At 68.9% G+C, this 15,286-nt stretch carries 10 protein-coding genes and 1 pseudogene; 2 read left to right on the top strand and 9 right to left on the bottom strand.

The features are described from left to right. From AUL32_RS12460 to AUL32_RS12440, 5 genes and pseudogenes are all read right to left on the bottom strand, one after another. A pseudogene (locus AUL32_RS12460) lies at positions 1 to 200 on the bottom strand (hypothetical protein); the annotation flags it as partial. A 202-nt stretch (positions 201 to 402) separates the two neighbouring features. Then, positions 403 to 2,970, bottom strand: a complete 2,568-nt coding sequence (gene ctaD / locus AUL32_RS12455) for a cytochrome c oxidase subunit I (RefSeq protein ID WP_062115414.1) — start codon at positions 2,968 to 2,970, stop codon at positions 403 to 405. Beyond that, positions 2,967 to 3,956, bottom strand: coding sequence for a cytochrome c oxidase subunit II (locus AUL32_RS12450; RefSeq protein ID WP_062115412.1), 990 nt, complete (start codon positions 3,954 to 3,956; stop codon positions 2,967 to 2,969). The genes ctaD and AUL32_RS12450 overlap by 4 nt, the downstream gene beginning before the upstream one ends. Before the next feature lie 207 nt (positions 3,957 to 4,163). Beyond that, positions 4,164 to 5,477: an SDR family oxidoreductase gene (locus tag AUL32_RS12445; RefSeq protein WP_062115409.1), complete on the bottom strand. Its 1,314-nt coding sequence runs from the start codon at positions 5,475 to 5,477 to the stop codon at positions 4,164 to 4,166. A gap of 4 nt (positions 5,478 to 5,481) precedes the next feature. Continuing rightward, positions 5,482 to 5,985 (bottom strand): DUF2269 family protein, encoded by a 504-nt coding sequence (locus AUL32_RS12440; RefSeq protein ID WP_062115405.1) that lies wholly within the window; start codon positions 5,983 to 5,985, stop codon positions 5,482 to 5,484. Positions 5,986 to 6,122: 137 nt separating this feature from the next. Here AUL32_RS12440 and hisC point away from each other — a divergent pair, with 137 nt between their 5' ends. After that, positions 6,123 to 7,181 carry a histidinol-phosphate transaminase gene (gene hisC, locus AUL32_RS12435; RefSeq protein ID WP_062115402.1) on the top strand — a complete coding sequence of 353 codons (1,059 nt, stop codon included), beginning with the start codon at positions 6,123 to 6,125 and terminating at the stop codon, positions 7,179 to 7,181. Between the two features lie 18 nt (positions 7,182 to 7,199). On the opposite strand, the gene AUL32_RS12430 is transcribed toward hisC, so the two are convergent. The 3 genes from AUL32_RS12430 to AUL32_RS12420 are packed head-to-tail and all read right to left on the bottom strand — an operon-like array spanning position 7,200 to position 13,271. Further along, entirely contained in the window at positions 7,200 to 10,724 is a 3,525-nt protein-coding gene (locus AUL32_RS12430; RefSeq protein WP_062115399.1) for an error-prone DNA polymerase, read from the bottom strand. Then, positions 10,721 to 12,343, bottom strand: a complete 1,623-nt coding sequence (locus tag AUL32_RS12425; RefSeq protein WP_244497851.1) for a Y-family DNA polymerase — start codon at positions 12,341 to 12,343, stop codon at positions 10,721 to 10,723. The genes AUL32_RS12430 and AUL32_RS12425 overlap by 4 nt, the downstream gene beginning before the upstream one ends. Then, positions 12,288 to 13,271, bottom strand: a complete 984-nt coding sequence (locus tag AUL32_RS12420) for an ImuA family protein (RefSeq protein ID WP_156421451.1) — start codon at positions 13,269 to 13,271, stop codon at positions 12,288 to 12,290. Before AUL32_RS12420 ends, AUL32_RS12425 begins: the two co-directional genes overlap by 56 nt. Before the next feature lie 487 nt (positions 13,272 to 13,758). Between AUL32_RS12420 and AUL32_RS12415 the strand changes: the two genes are divergently transcribed. Beyond that, complete coding sequence (locus tag AUL32_RS12415; protein WP_062115395.1) at positions 13,759 to 14,181, top strand: metallopeptidase family protein; 423 nt, start codon at positions 13,759 to 13,761, stop codon at positions 14,179 to 14,181. A 129-nt stretch (positions 14,182 to 14,310) separates the two neighbouring features. On the opposite strand, the gene AUL32_RS12410 is transcribed toward AUL32_RS12415, so the two are convergent. Next, on the bottom strand, positions 14,311 to 15,159 hold the full coding sequence (locus tag AUL32_RS12410; protein ID WP_062115391.1) for a flagellin: 849 nt from the start codon (positions 15,157 to 15,159) through the stop codon (positions 14,311 to 14,313). Positions 15,160 to 15,286 lie beyond the last annotated feature (127 nt).

Genomic DNA, 15,286 nt, shown 5'->3' with positions numbered 1-15,286 from the left:
CCGCCCTCCGCCCGCCATTCCCGCCAAGCGCGAAGGCCGGCGAAGAAGCAGAAGAGGAGGCCGAGAAGCGTCGCCACCGCCACGCCGATCCGCGCCGGGGCGATGGACTTGAACACGTCCTCGTTGGGCGCGCAGGCGCTCGCCACCCAGACATAGGAGAACAGGAAATGCAGCGCCCACACCGTGGGCGTCGCGATCATGGTGATCAAGCTGTCGCTTGTACCGCGGCGAAGACCGAACATGGGAGAGTGACTTTCGAGGCCTCCGGGCGGAGGATGGTGGAAGGATTTTGGTCGTCGGCAAGGCGCCGAACGCAGTCGATGCCGGCGGCATCGGCGAGGATCGGCAACGATGCCCGGCGGCCAAAAGCCTCCGCCAGCCGACCCCGGGAGGTTTCGAAAGTCACTCTAAGCCTCCCGCGACTAGAGGGAACCAGCCGACCGTCAGAACCGTGACGAGGCCGGTGGCCACCGCGAAATGGGCATAGAGCGCGACATTGGCGAGGTCGATGTCGTAGCGCGGCGTCAGCTTGCCGGCGAGAGAGCGGGCGAGGCAGTAAGCCAGCATCAGGGCGCCGACGCCGGCATGGATCGCCGTCCAGATGCAGAGGATCCAGACGGTGGCGGGATAGACATGGGTCGAGGGCTGGAGCCCCGTCGCATGCGGCCCCCAGAGCAGCGCCGCGCCGGCCGCAAGATGCGCCACCAGCCCGACGAGGAGCAGCAGGCGTGCCCCGCCGACGCTCTCCCGCTTCAGGGTGCGATGGGCCAGCAGCGTCGCGCCCCAGCCGAGCGCGAAGAATGCCAGCGAGACGCTCGGCCAGAACTGACCGGGACCGCTCACCCCGGCGGGCGGGAAGTTCTCGTGGATGGTGAAGAAGAAGTAATAGCCGAAGACGAGGCTCAGAAAGGCCGTGGCATCGCCGATCATGGTGATGAACATGGCCCACCAGGAGACCGAATGCGGCCCCGAGACATAGGTCGGCAGGGTCAGGCCGAGCCCGACATATTTCTCGTCCTTCTCCGGAATGACGGCGGTCGCCTTCCAGAGCCAGAACAGGATCACGAAGACCGCGACGGCCAGCGAAGCGATGGTCAGCGTCCAATAGTGGAAGGTCGCGGCGATGAAGCAGGCGCCGAGGAAGATCGCGGCGAACATCGGCACGAAGGAGGGGCCGGGCACGCGCAGGCACTGCACCGGCTCGGCGTCGAGCACGGTGGTCACCATGGTCTCGCGCTTTCCCTCCTCGGCGTCCGGCATGTAGAACCGGCCCTTGTCGATGTCGTCGACGAAGCCCGGCTGGTCCCAGATCGGATAGCGCGAGCGGATGATCGGCACGGAGCGCACGCCCCAGGGCTGGTCCGGCACCTCGCCCGCCCATTCCAGCGTGCCGGCGTTCCAGACATTGCGCTCAGCGTAGGCGTCCTTGCGCGGCCGCAGCATGTCGGCCACCACGATCAGGAAGCCGGCCGCGAAGACGAAGGCGCCGACCGTGGAGATGAGGTTCGGCAGTTCCAGCCCCATCAGGGCGGGATAGGTGTAGATGCGGCGCGGCATGCCGATCATGCCGGAATAGTGCATGGGGAAGAAGCCGACATTGAAGCCGACGAACATCAGCCAGAAGGCGACCTTGCCCCAGCGGTCCGAGAGTTTGCGCGAGGAGACGATCGGCCAGTAGTAGTAGAGGCCGGCGACGATCGGGAAGAGCACGCCGCCGAGGATGACGTAGTGGAGATGGGCCACCACGAAATAGGTGTCGTGGACCTGCCAGTCGAAGGGCGCGAGCGCCACCATGACGCCGGTGAGGCCGCCCAGCACGAAGATCCCGAGCGAGCCGGCGACGAAGAGCATGGGCACGGCGAACACGACGCGGCCGGCAAGGCAGGTGGCGAGAAACACGAAAATCTGCACGCCGGTCGGGATCGCCACCGCCTCCGAGGCGGCGGAGAAGAAGCCGAGCGACATGGCCGGCAGACCCGTCGTGAACATGTGGTGGACCCACAGGCCGAAGCTCAGGAAGCCCGTGCCAACCGCCGCCAGCACGATCCAGGAATAGCCGATCAGCGGGCGCCGCGCGAAGGTCGGGATGATCATCGCGAAGAGCGCGATGGTCGGCAGGAAGATGATGTAGACCTCGGGGTGGCCGAAGATCCAGAACAGATGCTGCCAAAGCATCGGGTCGCCGCCGCGCGTCGGATCGAAGAAGGGCCAGTCGAACAGGCGCTCCATCTCGAACAGGATGTCGCCGGCGATCAGCGGCGGAAAGGCGAAGAGGATCATCGCCGCCACGACCAGCACGTACCAGGCGTAGAGCGGCATAAGGTTCAGCTTCATGCCGGGGGGCCGGCACTTCAGCGCGCCGACGATCAGCTCCACCGCCGCGGCGATCGAGGCGACCTCGATGAAGGACAGGCCGAGCAGCCAGATGTCGGCGCCGTAGCCGGGGGTGAAGCGCGCCTGCGTGGTCAGCGGCGGGTACATGAACCAGCCGGAATTGGGCGCCTGGCCGAAGAAGATCGAGCCGCAGACGAAGATGCCGCCGATCAGGAAGCACCAGTATCCGAAGGCCGAGAGGCGGGGAAAGGGTAGGTCGCGCGCGCCCAGCATCTGCGGCAGGAGGATGACCGCCACCGCCTCGAAGATCGGCACGGCGAAGAGGAACATCATCACCGTGCCGTGCAGCGTGTAGACCTGATTGTACAGCGTGGCCGACAGGAAGTCGTTGCCCGGCACGGCCAGCTGCACGCGGATCATCAGGCCGAGCACGCCGGCAAACAGCATGAAGGCGAAGGCGGTGGCGGTGTACCAGACGCCGACCGTCGTGTTGTTGACGTCGGACCAGTAGCGCCAGCCCTTGGGGCTGTCCCAGACGGCGATCAGCCGCTCGGCCTGGGCACGGCGCACCGCCTCGTCCTCCTGGTCCGGGTCCTCAGGGCGGCGGAGCGCGTTGAGTTCGGCCGCCATGCTCATCGAAGATTCCCCAGCCAATCGGCGATCTGCCGGATGTCCTCCGGCGGCAGCATGGAGAAGGCTGGCATCTCGACGCCCGGCTTCTCATGTTCGGTGAGCGCGACGAAGCGCGCGATATTGTCCGGGTTCATCTCCAGAATGCCGGCGCCGAGCGTCAGGCGGGCGGCGAGATGGGTGAGGTCCGGTCCGACCTCGCCCGTCGACTGCGTGCCGCGCACGGCATGGCAGGCGCCGCAGCCGCTGCGCTCGAAAACGAGCCGGCCGGGGTGATCGAGCAGCGTCGCGGGGGCGGCCTCCGCCGCGACCCTGGCGTCGAACTCCTCTTGCGTAACGACGCGCACGCGAAACAGCATCTGGGCATGGGCCGTGCCGCAGAACTCGGCGCAGATGCCGTTGAACGTGCCGAGCCGCGTCGGCTCCACCACCAGCCGGTTGACGCGGCCGGGGATCGTGTCGGTCTTGCCCGCGATATTGGGCACCCAGAAGGAATGGATGACGTCGGGCGAGCCGAGCAGCAGTTCGGAGCGCCGGTTCACCGGCAGCCAGATCTCGTTGGCCGAGGGCACGCCCTCGCCCGACAGCGCCTTGGCGACGCCCGGCGTGTCGGGCGCGTTGTAATGAACGCGCCACCAGAAGCGCTCGCCCGACACGGCGATGCGCGGCCCGTCGGCAGGCGCGCGAAAATCCGGCATGAGGCGCAGGCCGAAGACCAGAAGCGCGGTCAGTACCACCACGGGAAAGGCGACGCCGCCCCAGAGGATGAAGCGGTTGCCGGCCTTGTCGCTGAAGGTCGTCGAGTTGGCCCGCGTCGCGTAAATCGACACGGCCATGACGAAGAGCCAGATGGCGACCGCCCCGGCCAGCATGACCCAGAACAGGCCGAGCACCCGCTCGGCCTCGAGCCCGGCTGGCGCGAAGGTGGATTGCGGCCCCTGGCAGGCGGCCAGCAGCACGAGCGGCAGAAGCCCCGCAGCCCTTCGCCCCACTCCGCCCCGCCCCGGAAGTTTCGGAATACCCCGTTTCAGCGTCTGATCCCCCGGCGCCAAAGCGCCCTGCCCCGCGACGCCCCACCAGATCCCCCAGGCCGGACGCGCAATTCCTTAGGAAGCGAACTAAGGCGGCGCGAAGCTTTGGGATGAGGAGGGTTCGCCGGGCCGCCATCACGCTCGCGTGATAAGGCGAACGGACTGGTCCTAGCGCTCGTCCAGGATCAGCAGGGCCACCAGCATCAGGACGAGGGCGGGGACGGTCTTGACCATGGCGCCAATCGGATCGAGCCAGAGATGGGGCGCGATGGGAACGGAGCCGAGGAGATAGGCGAGGGTGACGGCCATGCCGGCCAGGAGGCCGAGGCGGCAGGTGCGCCTTGTGGCAATGAGGCCGCTGATGGCGATGTCGAGGAGGCTGGTGGCGGCGGTGGCCGCCTTGGCCAGAAGCGGGGGAGTGCCGGCCTGGATCAAGATCGCCGCCGCCGCATCGAAGGCGAGCGTCAGGGCGAGGAGGCCCGACACGAGCCAGAAGGCGGCGAGCGTGCCGATCACCAACGCCTTGGCGAGATAGAGCTTGGCGAACCAGCGCTCCTGCACGCTGGCGGGCGTGTGCGCCAAGGCGTCCGCGAAGGCGCGGGACTCGATGCTCGTTGCCGCGATCCAGGGGCCGGGGTCGCCCTGGACGCCGCGCCTCATCTCGCGGAGCGCCGTGGTGCGGATCGGCGGGGACCAGCCGAGCCGGGCGGCGGCGTCTCCGGCCAGTGCGCCGAGCCGCATCAGCGCGGCGGGCAGGCGCAGCCAAGGCTTGGGTCCGCCCATGTGCCGGCGGAGGCGCGAGACGACGCCGCCGACGCTTTCGCCCCCGCGCTCCATCACGTCCCAGCTCACGCGCCAGTCGCGCTCGCCGCCGGCCCAACGCCGGGCGAGAAAGCCGATCGTACGGGCGATGTCGCCCGCCTCGGTGGCGGCGAAGGGGCTTGCCGCCTCGCGCGCCGGCAGATCGGCCGGCAACAGCGCGAGGGCGCGCATCAGGGCGCTGCCGCCATAGGCCGACGGCGCCCAGACGAAGCCGGGGCGCAAAATGGCGAAGGCGGGGCTGCGGGCGTGTATCAACCGCTCGGCCGCCCGCTTGGTGGCGCTGAAGGGTGTGCGATCCTCCGCCTCGCTGCCGGGAATCGAGATCTGCACGAGAAGCCGCGCCTGCGTCGCCTCCACGAGCCGGGCGGCGAAGCCGCAATGCACGTCTTCGGCGCTGCCCTTCTGCGGGCTGCTTTGCAGGACGCCGATGCAGTTCACTACGATCTCGGCGCCGTGGGCGGAGAGGATCTGGTCGAGATCCCCCGCCGAGAGGGCGAGCAGCGGGGCTTCCACGGCGTTGGGGAAGGCCGCGCGCTGCGCGGGGGAAAAGCGGCGGGCCAGCGCCAGGACGCGAAAGCCCTCGGCCTGGAGTTGGCGCGCCGTGGCCTCGCCGATCAAGCCGGAGGCGCCGAAGATGGCGATCGTGGGAGGAGCAGTCATCGCGTCAGAGCCCCGGCTTGGCGATCATCAGCCACAGGATGGCGGCGACCGCGCCGAAGCCGGGAAAGCCGAACACGAACCAGACGCGGAACAGCTGGTGATAGCGCGCCGGCAGCGGCTCGTCCCGCGCGGCCGCCGCCCGCGCCAGATCGCGCATGCGCACCTGAATCCAGACCACCGGCAGCCAGAACAGGCCGGCCAGGGCGTAGAGCGCCAGCGAGGCGAGAATCCAGGGCTCGGTGAGGGGATAGCCGGCTTCGCGGGCCAGCCAGTAACCGGTGATGGGCTGCAGAACCACGGCCGAGGCGGTGAAGAGAAGATCGGCCGTCACCACCACGCCGGCCGTGCGCGCCACGAAACCGGCCTCGCGCGTGCGATGAGCCATGAGCATGAAGAAGGCGATGCCGGTTCCCGTTCCCAGGATCACGATGGCCCCGAGCACATGGAGATATTTGAGGGCGAGATAGAGCAAGACGGGCCCCTCCGACGCGGCGACAGACCCGACCATGGCCCGAAGGACCTGACGAAGCCGTAAAGAACGAAGCCGGGCGAGGGTTGAGCCGGGGGGCGTGTTGGACAGGTGCCGCGGTGCGGGTCTATTTCCTCCGTCAGCCACCCCTTTCCCCTCCTCTCGGCAGGATCGCCATGAGCCGTTTCTGGAGCCCGATCGTCCACGCGCTGGAGCCCTATGTGCCGGGCGAGCAACCGAGTGTCGCCGATCTCCTCAAGCTGAACACCAACGAGAATCCCTACGGCCCCTCGCCCCGCGCCCTGGCGGCGATCGCGGCGGCGGCTGGCGATCGGCTCCGCCTTTATCCCGATCCGTCGGCCTCGGCGCTGCGGGAAGGAATCGCCACGGGGTTCGGCCTGCGGGCGGAGGAGGTCTTCGTCGGCAACGGCTCGGACGAGGTGCTGGCCCATGTCTTCCAGGCGCTGTTGAACCACGAGCGCCCGCTGCTCTTTCCCGACCTGTCCTACGCCTTCTACCCCACCTATTGCCGGCTCTACGGCATCCGCTTCGAACAGGTCACGCTGAACGAGCGCTTCGAGATCGAGGTGGAGGCCTATGATCGGCCTTGCGGCGCGATCATCCTGCGGAACCCGAACGCGCCGACCGGGATCGCGCTGCCGCTCACCGCCCTTCGCCGGCTTCTGGGCGCGTATCCCGAACAGCCCGTGGTGATCGACGAGGCCTATGTCGACTTCGGCACGGAGAGCGCGGCGGGTTTGGTGCGCGCCTATCCCAATCTTCTCGTGGTGCAGACCTTTTCCAAGTCGCGCTCGCTGGCGGGGCTGCGCGTCGGCTTCGCCCTCGGCCAGCGGCCGCTGATCCAGGCGCTGGAGCGGGTGAAGGACAGTTTCAACTCCTATCCGCTGGACCGGCTGGCGCAGGCCGGGGCGCTCGCCGCCTTCGAGGATCGCGACTGGTTCGAGCGGCACCGGGCGCTGGTCGTCGCCTCGCGCCAGCGGCTGGCCGGGGCGCTGGCGGCGCTCGGCTTCGAGGTCCTGCCGTCGCAGGCGAACTTCCTCTTCGCGCGCCATCCCGGCCACGCCGGTGCGGACCTCGCCCGCGCCCTGCGCGAGCGCGGCGTGCTGGTTCGCCATTTCGCCCGGCCGCGCATCGCCGATTTCCTGCGCATCACGGTCGGCACCGACCCCGAATGCGACCGGCTGCTCGCGGTGCTGCGGGCGGTTCTGGACTGAGCGCGAACACCGCCCGGCTCAATGGAAGTTCCGCCCCTTGGGCAGCACGGAATGGGCCTCGCGGATGTCCTGCCCGTCCGGCGCGCTCGGCAGGAGGCGGCCTTCGCGCGGGGTGCGGTGGAGGTTGACGCGGCCTTCGGGCTGGGGATGGCGGAACTCGTCGGCGCGCGAGAGAACCGCGCCGAGCGCGCTTGCCGCCTCCACCACCTCGGGCGAGATCGGGCGCTGCAGGGCGCGCTCGTTGCCGTGATAGCGCAGGGGCTTGCGTACATGGTCGGCGGGCTGCAGCGTATTGGTCTTCGCCAAGCCGCTCCGGGAAAGATGTGCGAGCAGCGGCGAGAGGTCCTCCAGCCGATCCGCCACCAGATGCTGGACGCCATGGTCGCGCTGGAGCCGGCCTGAAATGCGGATGAAGCGCGCGCCCAGCACCACGGACCGAAAGCGCTCGAACACATGCTTCCAGACCACGATATTGGCGACGCCCGTCTCGTCCTCCACCGTGATGAAGACGACGCCCTTGGCCGAGCCGGGGCGCTGACGAATAAGCACCAGCCCCGCCACGTCCACCCGCCGGCCGGGCCGCACCCCCTCCAGGGCCACCGTCTGCGCGATGCCGAGATCGGCGAGATGGCCGCGCAGGAAGGACACGGGATGCGCCTTCAAGGACAGCGACAGGAAGCGGTAGTCGTTCACCACCTCCTCGCCCTCCGGCATGTCCGGCAGGGCGGCGGGCGCCTCGGGCCGCAGGTCGGCCCCGCGCGAGGCGGCAAAGAGCGGCAGATCCTCCACCGGCTCGTCCAGCCCCTGCACCGCCCAGAGCGCTTCGCGGCGCGTGAGACCCAGATCGGTGAAGGCGTCGGCGTCCGCCAGCCGCTCCAGCGTACGGCGCGAAAGGCCGGCGCGCTGGCGCAGATCGTGCAGCGAGCGGAACGGGCCGGTGGAATCGCGCACCCAGCCGAGCCGGCGCATCTCGCCTTCGCCAAGGCCCTTCACCTGCCGAAAGCCGAGCCGGATGGCGTGGCGCGAGCGGATATCGCGTGCCATCTCGCGGTGGCGGGGGTGGATGCGGCGCGGGTCGAAGCGGGCAGGCTCCATGGTCATGTCCCATGACGAGCGGTTGACGCAGACGGCGCGCACCTCCACCCCATGCTCCTGCGCGTCGCGCACGATCTGCGACGGGGCGTAGAAGCCCATGGGCTGGGAGTTGAGAAGGCTGGCGGCGAAGACATCGGGATAGTGGCACTTGATGAAGGCCGAAGCATAGACCAAGAGCGCGAAGGAGGCGGCGTGGCTTTCGGGAAAGCCGTATTCGCCGAAGCCCTCGATCTGGCTGAAGCAGCGGGCGGCGAAGTCGGGCTCGTAGCCCTTGGCCACCATGCCGGAGATCATCCGCTCCTTGAAATGCGTGACCTGCCCCGTGCGCTTGAAGGTCGCCATGGCACGGCGCAGCTTGTCGGCCTCGGCGCCCGTGAAGCCGGCCGCCACCATGGCGATGCGCATGGCCTGCTCCTGAAACAGCGGCACGCCTTCTGTTCGCCAGAGGATCTGCCGTAGTTCCTCCTTGGGATAGGTCACATCCTCAAGCTTCATGCGCCGCCGGAGATAGGGATGTACCATGTCGCCTTGAATTGGGCCGGGGCGCACGATGGCGACCTGGATCACAAGATCGTAGAACTCGTTGGGCTTCAGCTTGGGCAGCATGGACATCTGCGCCCGGGATTCGATCTGGAACGTGCCGAGCGTGTCGGCTCGGTGCGTCATCTTCCAGACAGGGCCGTTCTTCGGCTCCACCGGCAGCGTGTCTAGCGTGGCCGGCCGCCCGTCGCCCGTCGCCTCGCCGGGGTAAAGCTTGTTCAGCATGTCGAAGGCGCGGCGCAGGCACGAGAGCATGCCGAGCGCCAGGATGTCGATCTTCAGGATGCCGAGCGTGTCGAGATCGTCCTTGTCCCACTCCACGATGATGCGGCCCTTGGAGCCGGTGTTGAGCACCGGCACGGTCTCGTCTACCCGGCCGCGCGTCAGCACGAAGCCGCCGACATGCTGCGACAAGTGGCGGGGGAAGCCGGCGAGCTGGCGTGCGAAGTCAAGCACGTGCCGCGTCGTGCGGTCCTCTGCCGATAGCCCCGCCGCCTCGGCCTCTCGCGCGCCGAGATCGCTGGCGGAATAGCCCCAGACCGAGCCGGACAGGGCGCTCAGCGCATCCTCCGACAGGCCGAAGCACTGACCGACCTCGCGCGCCGCCGAGCGGGCGCGATAGGTGATGACGGTGGCGGCGATGGCGGCCGAATCCCGGCCGTAGAAATCGTAGATCCAGCGGATCACATCGTCGCGCCGCTCGTGCTCGAAGTCGATGTCGATGTCGGGCGGCTCGTCCCGGTCGGCCGAGATGAAGCGGTCGAACAGGAGGCCGGCCTTGTCGGGATGCACCTCCGTCACGCCGAGGCAGTAGCAGACCACGGAATTGGCCGCCGAGCCGCGCCCCTGGCAGAGGATCTTCATCTCCCGCGCGGCGTCGACGATGCGGTGGACGGTGAGGAAATAGGGCTCGTATTTCTTCTTCTCGATCAGCGCCATCTCGGTCTCGATCCGGCTCCAGATGCTGTCCGGCACGGGCTTGGGATGGTAGCGGCGCACCGCCCCCTCGCGCGCCAGACGCCGAAGCTCCTCGGCGGGCGAAACGGAAAGACCCAGCGCCTCGTCGGGATAGTCGTATTTCAGGCTGGCGAGATCGAAGTCGAGTTCCTCGAAAAAGCGCCGGGCCTCGCCGATCGCCCCCTCGAAGCCGCGAAACAGGCGCAGCATCTCGCCCTCGTGCTTCAGCCGCCGCTCGCCATTGCGGGCCAGACGAAAGCCGGCCTGCGCCAGCGGCACATGCTCGCGAATGCCGGTGACGACATCGCTCAAGGGCCGCCGGTCCTCGCCGTGATAGAACGCGTCGTTGGTGGCCAGAAGCGGCGCGCGGCAGGCCTTGGCCAGGATTTGCGCGCGAGCGAGGCGGCGCCGGTCGCCGCCGTCGAGCCGGGGCGCGAGGGCCAGGCGCAGCGCGCCGGGAAAGGCGTGCGCCAGCGGGTTCAGCGCCGCGCGCAGGCGCCGCTCGGCCTCGCCGCCCGCCGCCTCGTCGCCGCCCAAAGCGTCTGGGGCGAGAAGCGCCAGGTTCAGCCCCTCGCCCCATTCGAGGAGATCGGCCAGATCGAGATGGCACTCGCCCTTGGGCGCGCGCAGGTTTCCGACCGTCAACAGCCGGCAAAGCCGGCCCCAGGCGGCGCGGTCGCGGGGATAGGCGAAGAGGTCGGGCGTCTCGTCGCGAAACACCAGCCGCGCGCCGGGGCGAAAGGGCATCTCGGCCAGTTCCGCCTGCCCATAGGCCCGCACCACGCCGGCCAGCGTGTTGCGGTCGGCCAGCCCCAGGCCGCCCAGCGCCAGGGTCTTGGCCGCCACCACCATCTCGCCCGGCTGCGACACGCCGCGCAGAAACGAAAAGGTCGAGGCCGCGCCGATCTCGCAAAAGCCCGGGCCGGGCGCAAGGAGCCCCTTGCCGCTCACGCGAAGAGGCCGTGCAGGAACCAGCCGGAGGCGCCGTCCGGACGCCCGCCTTCGCGGAACATCCAGTAGCGCCGGCCGCCCTCGTCCTCGATGCGGTAATAGTCGCGCTCCGGCACGGCGTCGGCGCGCCACCATTCGGGCGCGATGCGCTCCGGCCCCTCGATCCGCCCGACGCGGTAATGCGCGCGGCGCCAGAGGAACTGGCGGATCGGCCCATCCGGCACCTCGGCCGTGGCGCTGACCGGCTCGGGCGGCACGAGAAGGCGCAAGGGCCGGGGCGACAGCGGCACTTCGCCTTCTATCGCGCCCGATGCGCTCAGCCATTGGACGCGGTGCTGCGCGCGCTCCGGCCGGTGGCTCTCGTCGGGCTCCAGCGAGAAGATCGCCGCCTCGCCCAGCCGGGTGGACAGGCGGTCGAGAAGATCGGCCAGCGCCTCGCCGCCGCCCTGCCCGTCCTCTTCCGTCAGGCTCGTCTGCCGGTCGTCCATCGCCTCGGTTTCCATCACCGACAGGCGCAGGAGATCGTAGCCGAAGCCGGCGTCGAGATCGTCGCTGATCGATTTCAGCCGTTCGGCGAACAGGCGCTCGATGCGCTCGGGCGCGCGCAGGGGCCGGGCGCTGCGAACCTCCAGCCGCTCCACCCGCCCGTCGACACGGAACAGCGCGAGTTCCAGCCGCCGCGCGCCCTCGCCCCGCGCCTCCAGATCGGGCCTGAGATGCCCGGCGAGATGGCGCACGAGGCGCAGGATGTCGTCGGCGAGGCTGACGGGCTCGAACAGGAGGCGTTCGCGCCCGAGCGGGGCGACGTAGCGGCGCGGCTCGATCGGGCGCCGATGCCGGCCGGTGAGCGCGTCGAGCCGGGCGAGCAGCGCCTCGCCGAAGCGGCGCGCCAGCGAGGCGCGCGGCAGGGCCAGGAGATCGCCCACCGTCGCGAGGCCAAGGCGCCCGAGCCGGGCGCGCTCCTCGGCATCGATCCGCAGGGCCTGGATGGGCAGGGCGGAGACCGCCGGCGCCTCCTCCCCCGCCGCCACGCTGACGCCGGGCCGGTGGCGCGCCAGGGCGCCAGCGAGCGCGGGCTGCGAGGCAAGGCCCCAGCCGAGCGCGAAGCCCTGCGCCCCGAAGCGCAGCGCCACTTCGCGGCACAAGGCCGCCTCGCCGCCGAAAAGATGCGCGCAGCCCGAAATGTCGAGCACGAGGCCCTGCCGCCCGTCGCGCGCGACCAGCGGCGTGTAGCGCTCGGCCGCGTCGGCCAGCGCTTCCAGAAGCTGGCGGTCGGCCCCTCGGTTCATGTCGCAAAGTTCCAGTTCGGGAAAGCGCGCCCGCGCTTCGGCAAGGCCGAGGCCCGGCCGCAGCCCGAGGCCGGTGGCCAGTTCGCACAAGGCTGCCAGTCGGTCCGCGCCGCCCTGGCGCTCGAACAGCGCGAGCGGGGCGAGTTCTCCTTCCGCGCCTTCCACAACGTCGCGCTGCGAGGGGCGCAGGGTGGCCAGCGGCAGCGCGGCGGGCGGGCGGTGGCCGTTGCCCGCCCCCAGGCGCGGCGTCAGCAGCGGCTGGGGAAAACCCGCGTCAGGATGCGCGGCGGCGCGGCTCGCGGGCGCCGTCCCGCACGCTTCCTTCTCCACGCGCCCCTCCTGCTCCAGGCGCCCCTCCTTCTCCAGGCGCCCCTCCTTCTCCAGGCGCCATGAGCGGCCGAACCGCTGCCGGCGCAGCCGGTCCGTCGGGAGGCGTGGAAAGAACAGGCCGAGAAAGCGCGGCGGGACGGATCGTTTCGAATCGACGCTCATGGGGGTTCCACTCCAGACAGACTTGGCCAAGGCGGCCATCGCGGGATTTCTCGATCGAGACGGTGAAGGCGGGCGCGCCGACGAGGCGCTGCGCCTCCAGCCCGGCCCCGCTGCGGGGGGTGTCAGCGGCGGGACCGGCCGCGAGGCGCAGGCGCAGCGGCGCGGCGGTGGATTCGGCAAAACCGCCCTGGCGCAGCACCACCACCGGCCGCCCGGCGGCGCGCGAGCGCCAATGGAGGCGGCGCGAGCCCTCCAGCGAAAGCTGCGCCGGGTTGTTCTGCACTTCGAGCAGCGTCAGCGCCGGGGCGCCGGAGCGCGCCGCCTCCTCCGCCGCCCAGAGCGCCTCCTCCAGCCGGCGGGCGCGCACCATCACGAGCGCGGCGGGGTCGAGCCCGAAGCCGGCCAGCCCGGGCCGGTAGGGATAGCCGGCATCGGTGAGCGTCGCGGCCGGCGCGATCCAGACCAACGGTCGGCGCGCCGTGGCGCCGAGCAGCACGGCCAGCGCCAACGCGAAGCCGAGGCCCGCGCCGGCATCGCGCACCCCCTCCACCCGCAGCTCCGACAAGCCGGCCTCGGGAAAGCCGCCGCCGAGCCGATCGTCGATCTCGGCAAAACCGAGCGGGCACACGGGCACGGCAGGACAAAATTCCTCCCCCTCCCCTCCCTGTTCGGCCCCCGCATCGCCCGTCCCCCGCTCGCTCCAGCGTGGCGGCGCGCGATCCTCGATTCGCCGAATCACCGCGCGCAGATCACCGAGGCGCGGCATCGGCGCCGGTGCTTCCCCCTCGTTTTCCCCCTCGTTCGGCAGCTCGTCGGATAACGCGCCGCAGGGGCCAAGTCTTGATTGTGTCGAGCTTTTCTGGAAGGAACGGATGGGCTCCGGCGTATCGGGGGACGCGGTTTCCGGTTTCGCCGCCAGCATGGTCTTCTCCTTCGGACAGCCTGTCTCGCCGCCGAGCGGCACCGTCCGAAACGGCATCTGTTCACTTTATGTTCCTATGGATTCCAGAGGCCTTCCCGCGAGTCAATCGCACCGGGGTCTGGATTATTTTCCTTCCACCCTCCTGACGGCCGCCTGTGGAAAACCAAGGGGCTCAAAAGGCGTTTGCAGGGCTGGGATGTGGACAGGGCGCGGCCCCGCGCCTTCGTGAAGCGCGGCAGGCTCGCGGGCGACGGTGCGATATGTCACGAAGAGCGGGAGGGCACGGACCGCCGCATCGGCGAGGCCGGGCGGAGATCAGGGAAGGACGGGGATGGCTCAGCTCGATCAGGCCAAGGCTTGGGGCCGGCGCATGGCGCCGAGCCTGGAGGAGATCGAATCGCTGGCGCTGGACGCCTATGCGTCGCTGCCGCCGGAGTTTCGCGCCCTGTCCGGCGAAATCCGCTTCCATGTCGCCGATTTTCCCGACGACGAGGTGGTGGAGGCGATGAACCTCGAAAGCCCGTTCGACATTCTCGGCCTGTTCGAAGGCCGGCCGGTGGCCGCGATGGCGGTGAGTTCCACCGGCGAGATGCCGAACCGCATCCTCCTCTACCGCCGCCCGATCCTCGACTATTGGGCCGAGCACGAGGAATCGCTGGGCACGCTGGTCGCCCACGTCCTGATCCACGAGATCGGCCACCATTTCGGCCTGTCGGACGACGACATGGAAGCGCTGGAGGCGCAGGCGGACTAAGCCGGCTTCAGCTGGACATCCGCAGAGTTGCGGACGCAAAAACCCTCCGGCACGGGGAGCACCGGAGGGTCATCTTGTAAGCCGCGAGACGAGGTATCGCGACGGGGGGCGCGAGGCGCCGCCTTCGGCTTACTGGAAGAGGCGAAGGATGTTCTGGGCGGAGGAATTGCCGATGGAAAGCGCCTGGAACGCCAGCTGCTGCTTCACCTGCAGGGACTGAACCCGAGCCGATTCTTCTTCCATATTGGCATCCACCAGCGCGCTCAGAGCATTGGTGCGGATGTCTTTCACCTTCGCGCTGAAGTCCTGCTGGGCGACAACGCTCTTGGAATAGTTCCCAACGCTGGTCATGTAGCTAGTGACGGCGGTCGAGGCAGCGGCGAAGAGACCCTTGTAGGTGGTGATAGCTGAAGTTGACGTTGATGCATCAATCTGCGCCGTAGCATAAATGGTAGCCAAAGTTCCGCTCGAGCCATCGGCCGCCAAAATCTGCGTCGGCGTGAAGGTCAGGTTGATCGGAGATCCCTGGTCCTGTGCGATAGCGGTCGTCACGACGGCTGCAGGCAGGCTGGTCAACAAATTGACACCACTCATCGACGCCGTCTTGGCGACCGCCAGGAGCTGTTCCTGGTAATTCTTCAGATCGCTACCAAGCTGCGCATTCTGCGCAGCACCAACGTTCCCGAGCTGGCTCGCCGCCGTGTTCATCTTATCTAGGATATCAGAGATGGACGACAGGGCCGAATAGGCAACGTCGGCTTGCCCCTTGGCGATCGCCAGATTGCCGTCGATCGTGTCCTGAGCCGCCAGATCCTTGCGGATGTTCTGCGAAGTCGTCCAGACCGAGGCGTTGTCCTTGGCGGAAGCGATCTTCAAACCGCTGGCGATCCGGTTCTGCGACGTTGCCAGATCGGCGTTCGTCTGACGGAGGCTGGCGAGAACTGCGCTATTGACTGCGGTGTTGTTGATGCTGACCATTTTCGTTTTCCCCGTTCAAGGCGTTGTTGCCTTCGAGAACAGAAATAGACCCGCAGCATCCAAGGATTTTATACTTGGATTCGCGCAATTTTATATATCCGAATTTTGAATTCCTCGAAAATTTATT

This window comes from Aureimonas sp. AU40 (assembly GCF_001463785.1).
GTDB lineage: Bacteria > Pseudomonadota > Alphaproteobacteria > Rhizobiales > Rhizobiaceae > Aureimonas.
Note: the sequence above shows the minus strand (reverse complement) of the source record. Positions and strands in the feature narration are given on the sequence as shown.